11 protein-coding genes and 1 CRISPR repeat array are annotated in these 15906 nt (G+C 70.6%); of the genes, 7 read left to right on the top strand and 4 right to left on the bottom strand.

Annotated features, from left to right (window positions below; translation table 11 throughout):
• The 4 genes from AB2385_RS14985 to AB2385_RS14970 all read left to right on the top strand — a co-directional run.
• Positions 1-325, top strand: a 325-nt coding sequence (locus AB2385_RS14985) for a FecCD family ABC transporter permease (RefSeq protein ID WP_367655816.1), incomplete at its 5' end; no start/stop codon positions are given.
• Positions 326-328: 3 nt separating this feature from the next.
• Entirely contained in the window at positions 329-1102 is a 774-nt protein-coding gene (locus AB2385_RS14980; protein WP_367655815.1) for an ABC transporter ATP-binding protein, read from the top strand.
• 106 nt (positions 1103-1208) lie between these two features.
• Positions 1209-1976 (top strand): DUF364 domain-containing protein, encoded by a 768-nt coding sequence (locus AB2385_RS14975; protein WP_367655814.1) that lies wholly within the window; start codon positions 1209-1211, stop codon positions 1974-1976.
• Between the two features lie 103 nt (positions 1977-2079).
• On the top strand, positions 2080-2835 hold the full coding sequence (locus AB2385_RS14970) for a DUF364 domain-containing protein (RefSeq protein WP_367655813.1): 756 nt from the start codon (positions 2080-2082) through the stop codon (positions 2833-2835).
• 42 nt (positions 2836-2877) lie between these two features.
• On the opposite strand, the gene AB2385_RS14965 is transcribed toward AB2385_RS14970, so the two are convergent.
• Together AB2385_RS14965 and AB2385_RS14960 are read right to left on the bottom strand one after the other, a co-directional pair.
• Positions 2878-5109: a hypothetical protein gene (locus tag AB2385_RS14965; protein WP_367655812.1), complete on the bottom strand. Its 2232-nt coding sequence runs from the start codon at positions 5107-5109 to the stop codon at positions 2878-2880.
• Positions 5110-5112: 3 nt separating this feature from the next.
• On the bottom strand, positions 5113-8073 hold the full coding sequence (locus AB2385_RS14960; protein WP_367655811.1) for a DEAD/DEAH box helicase: 2961 nt from the start codon (positions 8071-8073) through the stop codon (positions 5113-5115).
• Positions 8074-8223: 150 nt separating this feature from the next.
• On the opposite strand from AB2385_RS14960, the gene AB2385_RS14955 reads away from it, so the two are divergent.
• A complete protein-coding gene (locus tag AB2385_RS14955; protein WP_367655810.1) occupies positions 8224-9084 on the top strand; it encodes an aldo/keto reductase in 861 nt (286 codons plus the stop codon).
• Positions 9085-9091: 7 nt separating this feature from the next.
• Here AB2385_RS14955 and AB2385_RS14950 read toward each other — a convergent pair whose 3' ends face one another.
• On the bottom strand, positions 9092-10306 hold the full coding sequence (locus tag AB2385_RS14950) for an MFS transporter (protein WP_367655808.1): 1215 nt from the start codon (positions 10304-10306) through the stop codon (positions 9092-9094).
• A gap of 242 nt (positions 10307-10548) precedes the next feature.
• Here AB2385_RS14950 and AB2385_RS14945 point away from each other — a divergent pair, with 242 nt between their 5' ends.
• On the top strand, positions 10549-14274 hold the full coding sequence (locus AB2385_RS14945; protein WP_367655807.1) for a DNA polymerase III subunit alpha: 3726 nt from the start codon (positions 10549-10551) through the stop codon (positions 14272-14274).
• A gap of 140 nt (positions 14275-14414) precedes the next feature.
• On the opposite strand, the gene AB2385_RS14940 is transcribed toward AB2385_RS14945, so the two are convergent.
• Positions 14415-14894, bottom strand: coding sequence for a hypothetical protein (locus AB2385_RS14940; protein WP_367655806.1), 480 nt, complete (start codon positions 14892-14894; stop codon positions 14415-14417).
• 297 nt (positions 14895-15191) lie between these two features.
• Here AB2385_RS14940 and AB2385_RS14935 point away from each other — a divergent pair, with 297 nt between their 5' ends.
• Positions 15192-15599: a hypothetical protein gene (locus AB2385_RS14935; protein ID WP_367655805.1), complete on the top strand. Its 408-nt coding sequence runs from the start codon at positions 15192-15194 to the stop codon at positions 15597-15599.
• A 128-nt stretch (positions 15600-15727) separates the two neighbouring features.
• A CRISPR array of direct repeats spans positions 15728-15881; the repeat unit is 29 nt; unit sequence GTTGTCCCCACGCGCGTGGGGGTGAACCG.
• Positions 15882-15906: the final 25 nt, after the last annotated feature.

Genomic DNA, 15906 nt, shown 5'->3' with positions numbered 1-15906 from the left:
CTCCCTCGGGTTGAATGTGCAGGTGCTCCGCCCGCTGCTCATCGCGGCGGCTACGCTGATGGTGGCCGGGTCCGTCAGCGTGGCGGGCACCATCTCCTGGGTCGGCCTGGTCGTGCCCCATATCGCCCGCATGCTGGCGGGCGCGGACCACGACCGGTCGATGCCGGTGGCCATGCTCTTCGGCGCCGGCTTCATGCTGCTGATGGACGATCTGGCCCGGTCGCTCACCACCGCGGAGATCCCGGTGGGCATCCTGACCTCGGCCATCGGGGCGCCCTTCTTCGGCTACCTCCTGATCAGCGGCAGAAGGGAGGCATGGCGGTAGGCGATGGCCATTACTGTGGAGGCGGTCCGCTTCGGCTACCGGGGCGCCGAGGTCATCCGCGGCGCCAGCTTCACCGTGCCGCAGGGGGCCATCACCTGCCTCCTGGGGCGCAACGGCTCGGGGAAGACCACGCTGATCCGGCTGGTGAACGGCATCCTGCGCCCGCAGGCCGGGGTGATCCAGGTAGACGGGCACGACGTGGCCCGGAGCCCCCGTGCCGAGGTGGCCCGGCGCATCGCGTTCGTGCCGCAGGAGCACCAAGGGGTCTTCCCCTACGGCGTCGAAGAGTTGGTGGTGATGGGGCGCAATCCCCACCTGAGCCTGGTCTCCCGCCCGGGGCAGCGGGATTATGCCGTCGCCCGCGCCGCCATGGAGGCGGTGGGCGTCGCCCACCTGGCGGGGCGGGACTACATGGCGATCAGCGGCGGCGAGCGCCAGCTGGTGCTGATCGCCCGGGCCCTCACGCAGGAGACGCCCTATCTGCTCATGGACGAGCCCACCTCGCACCTGGACTTCGCCAACCAGCACGCCATCCTGGCGATGGTGCGGCGCATCGCCCGGGAGCGGGGGGTGGGGGTGCTGGTGGCCATGCACGACCCGAACCTGGCCCTGGCGTTCGCCGACCGGGTGATCATGCTGCAGGAGGGCCGGGTCTACCGGGAAGGGCCCGCCGCCGAGGTGATGACCCCGGCGCACCTGCAGGCGCTCTACCAGATGCCGATCGATGTGGTGCAGCTGCCCGACGGGCGGCGGATGATCGTGACCGACGAACGGTAGGGGCGAGGGTGAGTGTCGAGTGCGCCGCGCAGGGCTTACGCATGCCATGCTGCTGCGCTTCCGCGCCGATGGCGCAGTACCGTGACGGGAAAGAGGGTAGGTCGCAATGCTGCTGGAGCGGGTGCTGGAGGCGGCCGAGCCCCGCCTCGCCGAACGGCGGGTGCGGGCGGTGCAGGTGGGCCCCAAGATCGTCGGCGTCGTGCTGGACGACGGCCGCTTCGGCGCGGGCTACCACCTGCCGGGTGAGCGCCGGGACGGGGAGCCGTCGGTGAGCGAGGTCGCCGGCCATGTAGCCGCCCTGGCGGGGCGGCCGGCGCTGGAGGTGGCCCGCCGCTGCCTGCCGGGGGCGAACACCTTCGACCGGGCGCTGGGTGTGGCCCTCTGCAACGCGGTGGCCGAGCCCGACCCGGCCCGCTGCCTGGTGGACCCCGACGCGGCCGCCGCTGTCCCCGCCCGCGCCAGCGACACCGTGGGGTTCGTGGGGTACGTCGGCTCGGTGGTGCGGCGCGTGCAGGCGGAGGCGGCGCGGACGATCATCTTCGACCGGTCGGAGGAGGACCAGGAGGACGTCTACCCCGAGTCCTGCCAGCCCGAGCTCCTGCCGCTGTGCGACCTGGTCTTCATCACGGGCTCGGCGCTCATCAACTGCACGCTGGAGCGGCTGCTCACCTACTGCACCCGGGCCCGGGAAGTGGTGCTGATCGGCCCCAGCACGCCGCTCTACCCCGAGGCCTTCGCCGGCACGGGGGTGACGGTGCTGGCGGGCTTCCGCTGGCAGATCGCCGACCCGGACGCGGCCCTGGCGCAGATCGCCGCCGGGGCGCACTTCAAGCACCTGCAGGGGCGGGTGAGCGTGACGCTGCGGGTGGAATAGCCTGGGCGGGCGGCTGTTGGCCGACGGCCCCTCCTGAGGGGGGCGTCAGATGGCACGTTCGAGGCAGCCGGTGTCCGAGTCAGGGAAAGCGAGGTTGCTCGATATGCTGCTGGAACGTCTGTACGAAGCTGCGGTACCACGTTTGGCGGACAAGCGGGTGCAGGAGGTGCGGATCGGCAATCAGCTGGTCGGCGTGCTGCTGGACAGTGGCGAGTTGGGTGCGGCCTACGCCCTGCCGGGGGAGCGGCGGATCGTGGAACCGGTCTTCCCGGATCCCGCCCCATTCATCGGCATGCCGGCCGCGGATCTGGCCGCCAGACTGCTGGAGCCCGACCTGGTCTCCCGTGCGCTCGGCCTGGCCGTCTGCAACGCCGTGGCGCAGTCCGACCCGTCCCGGTGCCTGGAGGACCCCGACGTAGCGACCACCGTGCCCGTGCGCCCGACCGACACGGTGGGGCTGATCGGGTTGATCCACTCCATGCACCGGCGGCTGGCGGGATGGGCGGCCCATCTCATCGTGTTTGACCGGTCGCTGGAGGGCGAACCGGGAATCCGCCCCGTGGAGCAACAACCCGAACTGCTGCCCCTGTGCGACGTGGTGTTCGTGACGGGGTCGGCGGTGACCAACGGCACCCTTGAGGCGGTGCTGCCCTGGTGCACCAAAGCCCGGGAGGTGGTGGTGATCGGCCCCAGCACGCCGCTCTACCCGGAGGTGTTCGCCGACACGGGTGTGACCGTGATCGCCGGCGCCACCTGGCTGCCGCAGCACCATGCCAGGGCCCTCGAGGGCATTGCCGCGGGGCTGGGGTTCCACGACATGGCTGACCTCTCCCGGCGCTGGGCCCTGCGGGTGCGGTAACACGATGCCGGGGCGATGGCGCACCCCGGTCCGGCACGACGCCTACAGACTCAATTCCGGGCCCAGCCAGCGGAACCCCTCCATCTCCCACAGCTCGAACTCCGCCGTATGCAGACGGGGCAGTGTCTCCAGCCGGTGCCGGATGGGCTCCACCGCGGCGCAGGCCACCGTGAACGGGGCATAGACCTCCGCCATGGCCGGAGCCAGTTGCACGAGGTAGCGGAACCACCCGTCGAGTATCCCCAGGGCGACTTCCGCCGGGATGTTCGTCTGCCGGGCGATCACGGGCACACGGTGAAGCAGGAAGTGAAGGAAGGCGGCCAGCGGAGGTCGCTGGATGGGGTCGAGCGGGTTCCCGGACCACCGCTGGGCCCACGCCTCCACCAGCGCCGACGCCGCACGCTGCTCGTGGGGCCGGAGCTCCGCCAGGTGGCGTGCAAAGCCGGCTGTGAGCTGCCCTCCGTCCCGCCAGTACGGGGGCGTGGACCCCGGCAGCAGCGCGGACCGCCACCAGTAGGAGGTCACCAACCGCCGTCCGGAGCCCCATTGCAGCGATTCGCCCACGGCCGGGGAGGGAAGCAGCCAGACCGGGTCGGGCATGCGGTCCGGCCGGTAGAAGCCCTCCGCGAGCAGGAGTTGAATGGCCTCGGCCTCGGTCAGGCCCCGGTACGGGTCTGGCGCGATGGCCGTGGAAAGGACGCGGGCGGCTGCCTGGTCGGCCGGGAGCGGCTCCCACGGGTTGCGTTCGGCCCGCCGGCGCAGTCGGATGACCAGCCGGAGGGGAGCCGCCTGTGCCACGGCGATGAGGAGTTCATCCCCCACCGCAGGTTGAAGCACGGCGAACACGGGGTCCGTGTCTGTCCTGAAGCCGGCGCTGTCGATGCACAGCAGCGCCGGCTGCGCTGTTTCTGCACCTGTACCCCCGCCGGTACGGGACTCCGGCCCCCCGGTCGTCCCGGCGGCTCTGCCGGCCGCCCCGGCTGTCCCGTCTGCTGCCGCGAACTCCACCGCAAACGGCGGCTTGAACCCTGCCAGCCGGAGCGCCCGGAACCAGTCCCCCGAGGGGCTGAGCCGCCGGGCCTGCCACTCCGGCCACGTGATCACGTGCCGGAACGTGGCACCGGAGAGCAGCTTGTCCCGCCGGCCCACGTACCGGTCGGCGAGTATCCGGTAGTCGCCGGGCAGGGCCGCCGCGGCGTCCCGGACAGTCTGCAGCGCACTCTCGCCGGGGAGGGCGGCCGCCGTGGGGCAGGACCTCACCAGATCCTGCAGGGCGACGGCGCCCTCCCGTTCGTCCACCACCGCCTGGATCTCCGCCGCCAGGCGCGGCTGCAGGGGGATACGCTTGCCGGGCAGGGGCTCCTCCCGGTACGCGGGCGCGCGCTCCCCCCGGGCTAACGCCGCTGCACCGGCGCTGATGGCGGCGTAGTAGCGGGCCAGCACTTGCTCGGCCGTCTCCTCCACGGCCTGGTGCACGGTAAAGGTCTGGCCCCAGCGGGTGACCTGGACCAGTTCGTACCGGCGGGTGCGGTTCAGCTGCGGCGGAAGCGGCAGCGGCCCCAGCTCCTTGAGGAGGGCGTCGGGTACGGGCGCCTCCCCCGGCCGCACCGGGATGCCGGCCGGATCGGCCCCGGTCTCCAGGAACCGCTCGGGGTCGAGCCAGAAGGAACTCACCGCCGGCCCGGGGTTCGCTGACCCCGTGTCGGCCGCTTCGGTCTGGCCTCCTGTCACGTTCTGCGCGGCCCCGGCGGTCGCAGCTACGGACTGGTCCGCCAGGCGGGTCCGCACCCCGGCCAGCAGTTCTTCCCGGGGCCGGCCCAGGACCTCGAGCCAGAGGAAGGGATTGGCGTCGAACATCCGGGCCGCGCGGACCGCCAGGACCCGCTGGTGCCGGCAGCCCCACCGCTCCCGGCAGGTGCAGCGGAACTGACGGCCGTGGCCCGCGGGGAACAGGCTCAGTCCGGCGCGGTTGAAGACCTCCTCGAGCTCCGGGCCCAGACCGCCGCTCAGGAGGCGCCGGGCTGCCCCAGGGTCTGCGGCGATGGCCTCCTCGAGGCGGCGCCACTCCCGCTGCCCGAAGGGCTTGAACTTCATCGTGGCCGTTTCGGTGGCCCCGGCGTGACCTACCTCCACCTTGGCGGTGATCGTACCCCGGGCGAAGGAGAGGCGGGCGTCGCCCCGCTCCGCGCTCTTCCGCTGGCCGGGCGTCATGGGCAGCAGGAGCAGCTCGCGCTGCAGGTAGGAGAGCCAGTGCTCGCTTATCCAGTTGGGCACGGCCTATCCCTCCCGCTCCAGCGTGATGAGGGCCCGCAGCTCCTCGGTGGAGAGGTTGCCCAGCCAGGCCTCTCCGGCGCCGATCACCTGCTGCGAGAGCGACCGCTTCTCGGCCAGCAGGCGGTCGATGCGCTCCTCCAGCGTGCCGGCGGTGATCAGCCGGTGCACCAGCACCCGGTGGGTCTGGCCGATGCGGTAGGCCCGGTCGGTGGCCTGGTCCTCTACCGCCGGGTTCCACCAGCGGTCGATGTGGAATACGTGGGTGGCGGCAGTGAGGTTGAGCCCCAGCCCGCCGGCCCGGAGCGAGAGGAGAAAGAGGGGCGCCTCGCCGGCCTGAAAGCGGGCGATCAGCCGCTCCCGCTCGGGCTGGGGTGTGCCGCCGTGGAGGAAGAGCACCGCGCAGCCCAGCCGGCCGGCCAGGTACGGCTGCAGCCGGGCGCCGAAGCGGGCGAACTGCGTGAAGAGCAGGGCCTGCTCCCCCGCCGCCAGCACCTCCTGCAGCAGCTCCACCAGCCGCTCGATCTTGCCGCTCTCCCCCACCAGCGGCCCGTCGTCGGAAAGGGCCGCGGGGTGGTTGCAGACCTGCTTGAGCCGGGTGAGGCCAGCCAGAACCGCACCGTGCCGCTGGATACCCTCCGTCTGGGCCGCCCGCTCCAGGGTCTCCTGCACGATCGCCTCGTAGAGCGCCGCCTGCTCCACCGAGAGGTGGACGATTTCCGTGTTCTCCAGTTTCTCGGGCAGATCCGGGGCGATGGCCGGGTCGTCCTTCTGCCGGCGCAGGATGAACGGGCCCACCTGCCGGCGCAGCCGCCGGGTCGCCTCCTCGTCCTGGAACCGCTGGATCGGCAGGGCATAGCGCCGCTGGAACTCCTCGTAGCTGCCCAGCAGGCCCGGGTTGAGGAACTGGAAGATCGACCAGAGGTCGCCGAGATGGTTTTCGATGGGCGTGCCGGTGAGGGCGACGCGGTACCCGCCCGCCAGACGATGGAGCGCCCGGGCATGCTGGGTGGCGGGGTTCTTCAGGTTCTGCGCCTCGTCGGCCACCACGCCGTTCCACGCCACCCGGGCCAGCAGGTCGGCGTCCCGGGCGACCAGGGAGTAGGTGGTGAGCACCACGTCGTGCGCTGCCGCCTCCCGGGCGAAGTCCTGCTCGCCGAGGCGCCCGGCCCCGTGGTGGACCATCACCCGCAAGTCCGGGGCGAAGCGGCCGAGCTCCCGCTTCCAGTTGCCCAGCACTGACACGGGGCACACCAGCAGCGTCGGCCCCGTCGCCAGCCCGGCCTCCCGCTCCCAGAGCAGCAGGGCGATGAGCTGCACGGTCTTGCCCAGGCCCATGTCGTCGGCCAGGCAGGCGCCCAGGCCGTAGCGGCGCAGGAACGCCAGCCAGGCGAGCCCCCGTTCCTGATAGGGGCGCAGGGTGCCCACGAACCCCCTGGGGGCAGGCACCGGCTCCACCCGGGCAGGTTCCTGCAGCCGCCCCAGCAGGTCGGCGATCCAGCCGGTTGCCGTGGTCTCATCCACCTCGGGGGCGAGGTGCAGGGCCGTGCCCAGTTCCACCTGCTCGCCGTGCTGCTCAATGCGCCGGAGCACCGCGGCCAGCGTGCGCTCGTCCACCCGCACCCACCGGCCCTGCATCTGCACCAGCGGCCGCTTCTGCCGGGCCAGCTGGCGCAGCTCGTCCAGCGTGAGCGGGGCGTCGCCCAGGGCCACGTCCCACCGCACGTCCACGATCTGGTGCAGGCCGAAGTGCCTGGGGCGGCCCCCGGCGGGGCTCAGTCGCATCGCCACCCGCAGGGAGGCCGGCCTCACCAGGGCCGCCGGCAGCAGCACTGGGTGGCCGGCCTGTTGAAGCAGCAGGGCGCCTTCCTGCAGTAGGGCGAGCACGTCGTCGGTGGTGACGGCGGTGCGGGCGGGGGCAGCTTCACGCAGCAGCGGCGCCAGTGGCGGGTAGAGGTGGGCCATCGCAGGCAGGTCGGCCAGCAGCCGTTGCTCGGCATTGCGGTAGTGCTGCCCGCCGATTTCCACGTCGTGCCCCAGGCTCTCCCAGACCGCATCGGCGGTGATGGGAGGAGCGCCCTCTTCAGGGGCGTGCAGCGTGAGCTCCAGCTCCCACTCTCCATCCGTCCCGGAGCCGGGCGGATTGAGGCGGAGGCCGGTGCGCAGCGCTGTGTGGCCCAGCACGCCGGTGGCGGGAGCGGTCCAGCGGTCGACCGCGGCGAAGAGCTCCTGTTCGCCGGGGAGGCCGGGGGGAAGGTCGCGGGGCGCGGCACCGGCCAGGGCGGCCAGCCAGTGGCGCAGGGCGGTGTCCTGCAGCGACTGCGCTTTGGGGAGGGGAACCCCTTCCAGGAGCAGGCGCACCATGCCGGCGGCCGCGGTGTGCAGGAACTGCCGCAGGAGAGCATCGGCGTCGGGCAGGGCGTAGGCGCGGCGGTCCCGGTCGGGGGGTACCAGGGCGCGGCAGGCGTCCGGCAGGGCGGCGGCGAGGGCGGCGACGCGCCGGGCATCGTCGGGATCGGTCAGGTGGAGTGACCAGTCGGCGGTCAGCACCCCGGCTTCGGTGCGGAGTACCGGAAGCACCTGGCCCCGGCCGAGGAACTCCAGCAGCAGCTTGGCGGCCACGCTCCAGAGCCGGAGGCTCTGCCCCGGCCGGAGGGCGGTGCCCCCGAAATGCGCTTCCAGGTCGAGCAGCCACTGGACGGCGTTGGGCAAGGCCAGCGCGACCCCCGGGACCCTGGCGGGCCAGGGGCCGTCGGGACCGGGCTGCCACTGCACCAGGGTGAGGGCGCTCAGGTAGGGCAGCCCCCGAAGCACCGGGCAGAACTGCTCGGGCGCCACGGCCCCGGCGTGAACGGGGACGGCCCGGGCGCGGTCGGGCGGGGCGGTGCTGACCGCGGGGTCAAGGCCCCAGACAAAGAAGAAGCCAGCGGCGCGGTAAGGGACGAAGCTGCCTTGAACGGTGACCATCCTGATGCCTCACATCCGCATGGTGATAAACAACTAAAATTCGTGCGGCGGCCGTGCGGTTCCTTCCCGGGGCGACGGCCACCGCAGTGCCTCGCACTCTTCACTGTGGTACGATGGGGCTGACCACTGCCGCAGCGAGGAGGGAACCCCATGACACGGCAGGATCCCGTGGGACCGGTTCCGCGGCTCGCCCTTCCCTCCGGGGAGACCGTTCCGATCCTCGGCCAGGGCACCTGGCGCATGGGCGAGCGTCCGCACGCCCGACGCGAGGAGGCGGCCGCCCTTCGCCTGGGGCTCGACCTGGGCATGACGCTCATCGACACGGCCGAGATGTACGCCGACGGCGGCGCCGAGGAGGTGGTGGCCGAGGCGATTGCCGGCCGCCGGGACGAAGTCTTCCTGGTGAGCAAGGTGCTCCCGTACAACGCCAGCAGGAAGGGGACCATCGCCGCCTGCGAGCGGTCGCTCCGGCGCCTGCGGACCGACCGGATCGACCTCTACCTGCTCCACTGGCGGGGGCGGGTGCCCCTGGCGGAGACGCTCGAGGCATTATTGCAGCTGCAGCGGGACGGCAAGATCCGCCACTGGGGCGTGAGCAACTTCGACACCGCCGACATGGAGGAGCTGGCGCGCCTCGGGGGCGGCGAACAGGTGGCCGCCAACCAGGTGCTCTACAACCTCACCCGGCGGGGCATCGAGTACGACCTCCTGCCCTGGTGCCGGCAGCGGCGCATCCCGATCATGGCCTACTCGCCCATCGAGCAGGGCCGGATGCTGCGGCATCCCGTCCTGCAGCGGGTGGCCGCACGCCACGGCGCCACGCCGGCGCAGGGCGCCCTGGCGTGGCTGCTCTGGCAGGGGGACATCCTGGTGATCCCAAAGGCCGCCCGCCCGGAGCACGTGCGGGAGAACCGGGCGGCGCTGGCGCTGCAGCTCACTGCTGAGGACCTGGCCGAACTGGACCGGGCCTTCCCGGCGCCCACACGGAAGGTGCCGCTGGAGATGCTGTAGCCGGTCGCTACGCCGCCGGCCGCCCGGCGGCCACCAGCACCCGGTCGCTCATGAGGAAGAGGGAGGCGAGGAGCATCACGGCGCCGGTGCCCACCAGCAGCCGCTCGATCGGCACCACGTCCGCAACCGGCCCGAAGACGAGCATGGCCGGGGGCATCATGGCGCTGGTGATCATCCCGAAGACCCCGAACACGCGGCCCAGGAGGTCGGCCTCTACCTTCTCCTGCACCAGCACCATGGACGGCGTGTTGAAGTAGGGCAGGGCGATGCCGTAAAGGCTGTTGAGGCCCAGGTAGATCCAGAAGTTCCGCACCACGCCCAGGCCCACCGTGCAGGCGCCCATGACCAGGCAGGCGAGGGCCATGGTGTGAACCCGGTTGCGGAGGCCGCCCCACAGTGCGACGAGGCCACCGCCCACCAGCATGCCGCCCGAGAAGGCGACCTCGATGGCGGTCAGCCGCCAGACGTCCTCGCCGAAGGAGCGCGCCACTTGCAGGGGCGTGAGGAAGGCGGCCGGCACGACCAGCACGTAGAGGACCGCACAGAACGCGAAGAACCGCTTCACGTAGGCATGGCTGCCGATGTAGGCAAAGCCCTGCCGCATGTCAGCGAAGTACCCCACCGACTGGGCCTGCTGCGCCTTGGCGTGGACCTTCACCTTCACCAGCGTGAGCAGCGTGAGGATGGCTACCGCAGCGGTGACGACGTCGATGAAGAAGATGGCCTCGATGGAGGCCATGGAGAGCAGCGCACCGGCCACCATCGGCGAGACGAGGCTCACCAGCGACTGGATGCTGCCGTTGGTGGCGTTTACCCGCGTGAGCTGCTCCACGGGCACGATGTCGGGGAGGATGGCGCCCACCGCCGGCTGCTGCACGGCCCCGCCGAGGGCGCGGATGGCCGACATGGCGAAGAGCAGCCAGAGCGAGCCGTGCCCGGCCAGGAAGAGCAGGGCCATGATCAGGGTGGCCAGCGCGATCAGGGCGTCTGACAGGGCGATGAGCCACTTGCGGCTGTACCGGTCGGCCCACACGCCCGCGAAGGGCGAGAGGAAGAAGGTGGGGAGGAAGCCGCAGACGATGGCGATGGTCATCATGGCGCCGGACTGGGTGGTCAGCGTGATGTACCACGTGATGGCGTACTGAACCAGGGCAGAGCCGAAGAGCGAGATGGTCTGGCTGCCGAGGAACAGGATGATGTTGCGTTTCCAGTCTGCCGTCATCCGGTGACATGCCTCCCCTTGTCGGTCACACCGCAAGTCTTCATTATACCAGAGGGCCTGCGGTGGCTGCACCGTACCCGCCGCCGCAGGTCCCGCCCCCGGCCCCCTGCGGCCCGCCCGCAGGGGCCGTCCGGTTGGGCATTCTACTCCGTTTGGTCGCGGTCCAGACGAAAGACGAATGCAGGTTCGGGTCGCCCCCGCGGCGAATCATTGCCCCAGTGAGCGAGCGAGGTGACCGAAGGATGGGCCGCCCGGAGTTCGTGCATCTGCATGTGCACACCGAATACTCGCTGCTGGACGGGGCCAACCGCATCGAGCCCCTGGCGCAGCGCGCCGCGGAGTTGGGCATGCGGGCCATGGCCATCACGGACCACGGCGTGCTCTTCGGCGTGCTTCCTTTTTATAAGGCCATGCGCCAGCACGGTGTGAAGCCGATCATCGGCTGCGAACTCTACGTCGCCCCCGGTTCCCGCCACGTGAAGACCGGCGGTGACAAGCCGTACCACCTCACGGTGCTGGCCGAGAACTACACCGGCTACAAGAACCTGATCAAGCTGGTTTCGGCCGGCTACACCGAGGGCTTCTACTACAAGCCCCGGGTAGACCTGGATCTGCTCCACCAGCACCGGGAGGGGCTGATCGTCCTCTCCGGGTGCCTCGCCGGCGAGGTGGCGCAGAAGTTCCTGGCGGGCCAGCCCGACGAGGCCCGCAAGGCCATCGGCCGCTACCGGGAGATCTTCGGGCCGGACCACTACTTCCTGGAGCTGCAGGACCTGGGCCTGCCCGAGCAGCAGGGGCTGAACCGGTTCCTCCTGGAGCAGGGGCTGCCGGTGGTGGCCACCAATGACGCGCACTACCTGCTGCCGCAGGACGCCCGCATCCAGGACGTGCTCATCTGCATCGGCACCAACAAGACCGTCGATGACCCCAACCGCCTCCGGATCGGGTCCAACGAGCTCTACGTGAAGTCGGCGGAGGAGATGTACTGGCGCTTCGGCCACGTGCCCGGCGCCCTGGAGAACAGCCTGGCCATCGCCGAGCGCTGCAACGTGGAGATCCCCTTCGGGCAGATCCACCTGCCCAACTACGCCCTGCCGCCGGGGTACGACGCCGCCAGCTACCTGCGCAAGCTCTGCTACGACCGCATCGGCCCCCGCTACGGCGGCAACCCGCCGCCCGGGGCGATGGAGCGGCTGGAGCACGAGCTGAACGTGATCATCAGCATGGGCTTCCCGGGCTACTTCCTGATCGTGTGGGACTTCGTGGAGTACGCCCGCTCCCGGGGGATCCCCGTGGGTCCGGGGCGGGGATCCGGGGCCTCGTCGCTGGTGGCCTACGTGCTGGGCATCACCGACGTGGACCCGCTGCGCTACGGCCTGCTCTTCGAGCGCTTCCTGAACCCGGAGCGGGTGGACATGCCCGACTTCGACATCGACTTCTGCTACGAGCGGCGGGGCGAGGTGATCGAGTACGTCCACCGCAAGTACGGGGCCGACTGCGTGGCCCAGGTGATCACCTTCAACACCATGGCCGCCCGGGCGGCGGTGCGGGACGTGGGCCGCGCCCTCGGCATGGGCTACGGCGAGGTGGACCGGGTGGCGAAGCTCCTGCCCTGGGGCCAGAGTCTCGACGCCGCCCTGGAGAAGGTGGAGGAGCTGCGGACGCTCTATGAGGAGCGGCCGGAGATCCGCACGCTCATCGACACCGCCCGGGCGGTGGAGGGCATGCCCCGGAACCCGTCGGTCCACGCCGCCGGGGTGGTGATCACGGCCGAGCCGCTGGTGGAGCGCGTGCCGCTCTACCGCATGGGCGACGACTCGATCGTCACCCAGTTCGACATGGACCAGCTGAAAGAGATCGGGCTGCTCAAGATGGACTTCCTGGGCCTCCGCACGCTCACGGTGATCGACCACGCCGTGAAGTTCGTGCGGCGGGAGCAGCCGGACTTCGACATCGAGAAGGTGCCGCTGGACGACCCCGAGACCTACGCCATGCTCGCCCGCGGCGAGACGCTGGGGATCTTCCAGCTGGAGGCGGGCTGGGTGGCCGACGTGCTCCGGCAGATGAAGCCCACCCGCTTCGAGGACATCATCGCCACCATCTCCCTCTGCCGCCCGGGGCCCATGGAGCACATTCCCGACTACATCGCCGGCAAGCAGAACCCGGCGTCGGTGACGTACCTGCACCCCGACCTGGAGCCGATCCTGAGCGAGACCTACGGGGTGATGGTCTACCAGGAGCAGATCATCCAGATCGCCCACCGGCTGGCGGGGCTTTCCCTCGGGCAGGCCGACCTGCTCCGCCGGGCCATCGCCAAGAAGAAGCGGGGCGACATGGAGAAGTACGGCCGCCTGTTCATGGAGGCCCTGGAGCAGCGCGGCTACAGCCACGAGGTGGCGACGGCCCTCTATGACCAGATGATCCGCTTCGCCAACTACGGCTTCAACAAGTGCCACGCCACGCCGTACGCCAAGGTGGCTTACCAGACGGCCTACCTGAAGCGGCACTACCCCGTGGCCTTCATGGCCGCGCTCATGAACTCGGTGATGGGCCAGGAGGCGAAGCTGGCGCTCTACATTGAAGAATGCCGCCGGCTGGGCATCCAGGTGCTGCCGCCGGATGTGAACACCTCGTACACCCGGTTCGTGCCCGACGGCCAGACGATCCGCTTCGGCCTCGGCGCGGTGAAGAACGTGGGCTGGAACGCCGTGGACGCCATCGTGGCCGCCCGGGAGCAAGGGGGCCCCTTCACGGGACTCCGGGACTTCTGCGAGCGGGTGGACCTGAGGCCGCTCAACCGCCGGGCGATCGAGTCGCTGATCATGGCCGGGGCGTTCGACCGGGTCGCGCCGCCGGGCGGCCGACCCGCCCGCCGGTCGCAGATGCTGGAGGCGCTGGACCGGATCCTGGACGACGCGCAGAAGCTGCAGCGCCACCGCCAGGCGGGGCAGATCTCGCTCTTCGACCTGGGCGTGTCGGGGCCGCAGGGCGGCGGCCAGGGCGATCTGCCCGACATCCCCGAACTGCCGCCGCAGCGGCTGCTGGCGATGGAGAAGGAGGTGCTGGGCTTCTACGTGTCGGGTCACCCCCTGCGCCAGTACCAGGCAGCCCTGGCGGTGCACGGCTGCATCCCGGTGGCGGCGCTGCCGGAGCAGCGGGACGGCGCCCGGGTGGCGGTGGGCGGGATGCTCGCCGGGCTGAAGCAGGTGACCACCCGTGCCGGTGCCAACATGGCTTTCCTGACCCTGGAGGACCAGACGGGTCAGGTGGAGGTGGTGGTCTTCCCGCGGGTGCTGCAGGCCTGCGCCCGGGTGCTGCGGGAGGAGCAGCCCCTGCTGGTGCGGGGCCGGCTGCAGGTGCAGGAGGAGGAAGTGAAGGTGCTGGCCGACGAGGTGGCCTTGCTGCGGGACGACGCGAAGCCCCGGCGGCCGCAGCCGCCGGAGGCAGCAGCGACGCCTGTGCGGGCGCGGCCCGCGGCGAGTGCGCCTGCCGGCCCTCACGGGACGGGTGAGTCGTACGCGGAGTCGGCGCGGGCTGAGCGCGCCGGGGTCGTGCGGGAGGTCCCGGCGGAGCCCGGGCGGCAGGCACCCCAGCAGGGCACCCCGCCGCGCGGCGGGGCGGTGCAGGCCGGGGCTCCGGTTCGAGGGACCCCGTCCGCCGCGGCTGGTAGGGGGCCGGGCGGGGGTACCGCACGCGGCACACCCGCAGGGCCGGCCGCCGGGGAGGCACCGGCCCAGCAGCCGCGCTGTGTGTACCTGCGCGTCCCCGCGCTCAAGCAGGACTCACCGCTCATGCGAAAGGTGGAGCGGGTGCTGCGTGCCCACCCGGGGTCCACGCCGGTGCGGATCAAGATGGAGCCCGCTGGGAAGTGGATCGAGGTGCACGACCACCTGCGGGTGACGGTGACGCCGTCGATGGTGAACGCCCTGGCCCGCATCGTGGGGGAGGAGTCGGTGGTGGTGAAGTGAGTGCGGGGAGCATGGGCGGTCTCCAGGGGCGCCAACCGGCTGGCGGACCTGCCGAGACGGACTGGGCGGGCGCACCGACGCGTTGGCGCGGGTTTCTACCCGCGCAAGCCCGATTCCCCCTGATTGCACCAAAACCCCTTTCACTGCCGTTCATCCTTCAACGTGAGCAACACTCGGTTCATATATCCGTCGGGCGAGTTACAACGAATAGTTACCGTCAGGTCTTCAAGGAGTTGAAGCACCTGGTCTTCCGACATGCCCGTGACGTCAAACAAGGTCTCGCCCTTAGGGGCCTCCCGCTGGCCTGGATGGACAGGTGTCCCGCCCCGGCGCCACCCCCACGTGGTCTCGCGGATGATCCGATCCCGCAGCTCTGGGGGCCACCAGTCCACAGCCGACTCAGCCTCCGTGCAGGTTTCCGTTCCTGCGTTCACGTTGTGCGCCGAAAACTTGACCTCGAGCTGTCCCTGATCGAGCCGCACGATGCTCATGATGGCATCCGCCAGCAAGTGAACGCCGGATGGCACGTCCGGCTGCTGGCCGATGCCCGGCACGGTGCACCCCACAAGCAGAATGGCGGGAACCACGACTGAGGCTGCACGTCCGCTGCTGAGCTTCATGCAGGCCCTCCCCCGGCATGCCTTCCTACGAGTCTCTGTTTTCGCTACAATACTCGTCGTTTGGGTCAGGCAGCCGGTTCCTGAGGCGCTCTGCAAGGCGACTCGCCGTTGCGGCTCGTGAACGTAAGAGGGAGGGGAGCCCCGTGGAGCAGCTTGTGCGCTCAGCGGTTCCGGTGTCAGAGGAGCACCGGGATCCGCTTGCGGCCGTTGCCAACGCCACCAACGCCATCGCCGACGCACGAGTCGTTCTGCTCGGCGAACAGAACCACGGCGATCTTCGCGGCCAAGGCCCGGCTGGTGGAATACCTGCACCTGCATCACGGCTATGATGTGCTGCTTATCGAGTCGTGCTTCTTCTCGCTGACCCATGCGTGGGACTTCATCGCCGGGCCGTCGGACGTGGATGGGCTCCTCAGGCCGAACGTCTACCCGTTCTGGCGTTCGACTCGCCAGGTCGAGCCTCTGTGGCGGCTGATCCGGGAACGCGTGGCCAGCGACCGACCGCTCTGCGTGGGCGGCGTGGATCCGCGCCACGTCGGGCGCTATGCGCCGACGAACTTGGTGAACGAGTTGGAGAGCTCGATGCGGCGACTGGACCGGGGGCTTGTGGAAGAGGAGGTGTATTTGCAGTTCCGCCAGCTGCAGGAGAAGATGCTGGAGCAGGAGTTCGAGCACAAGGTGAGCGCCCTGGACCGGGAAAGGTGATGAATGGCAGGGAACGCGAGAGTTGATGGAGTAGTAAATGGATTGGGCGGCGGTTTAGTGTTTGTTGAACTGATACTAAAACCCCCGGTTTTCTGGAGCGGGCCTTGTCCCATGCGGGTTTCGTTAGTGTTGTCCCCACGCGCGTGGGGGTGAACCGCACCGATGAGCTGATCCTGTTCCAGGAGCTGCGTTGTCCCCACGCGCGTGGGGGTGAACCGGGGAGACCATCCCTCGCTTCGGCACCTCGACCGTTGTCCCCACGCGCGTGGGGGTGAACCGGACGCCGATGAACCCGAACGATACGTCC

This window comes from Symbiobacterium sp., from assembly GCF_040797425.1.
Classification (GTDB): Bacteria; Bacillota; Sulfobacillia; order Symbiobacteriales; family Symbiobacteriaceae; genus Symbiobacterium.
This window is presented reverse-complemented; position numbering and strand designations above follow the sequence as displayed.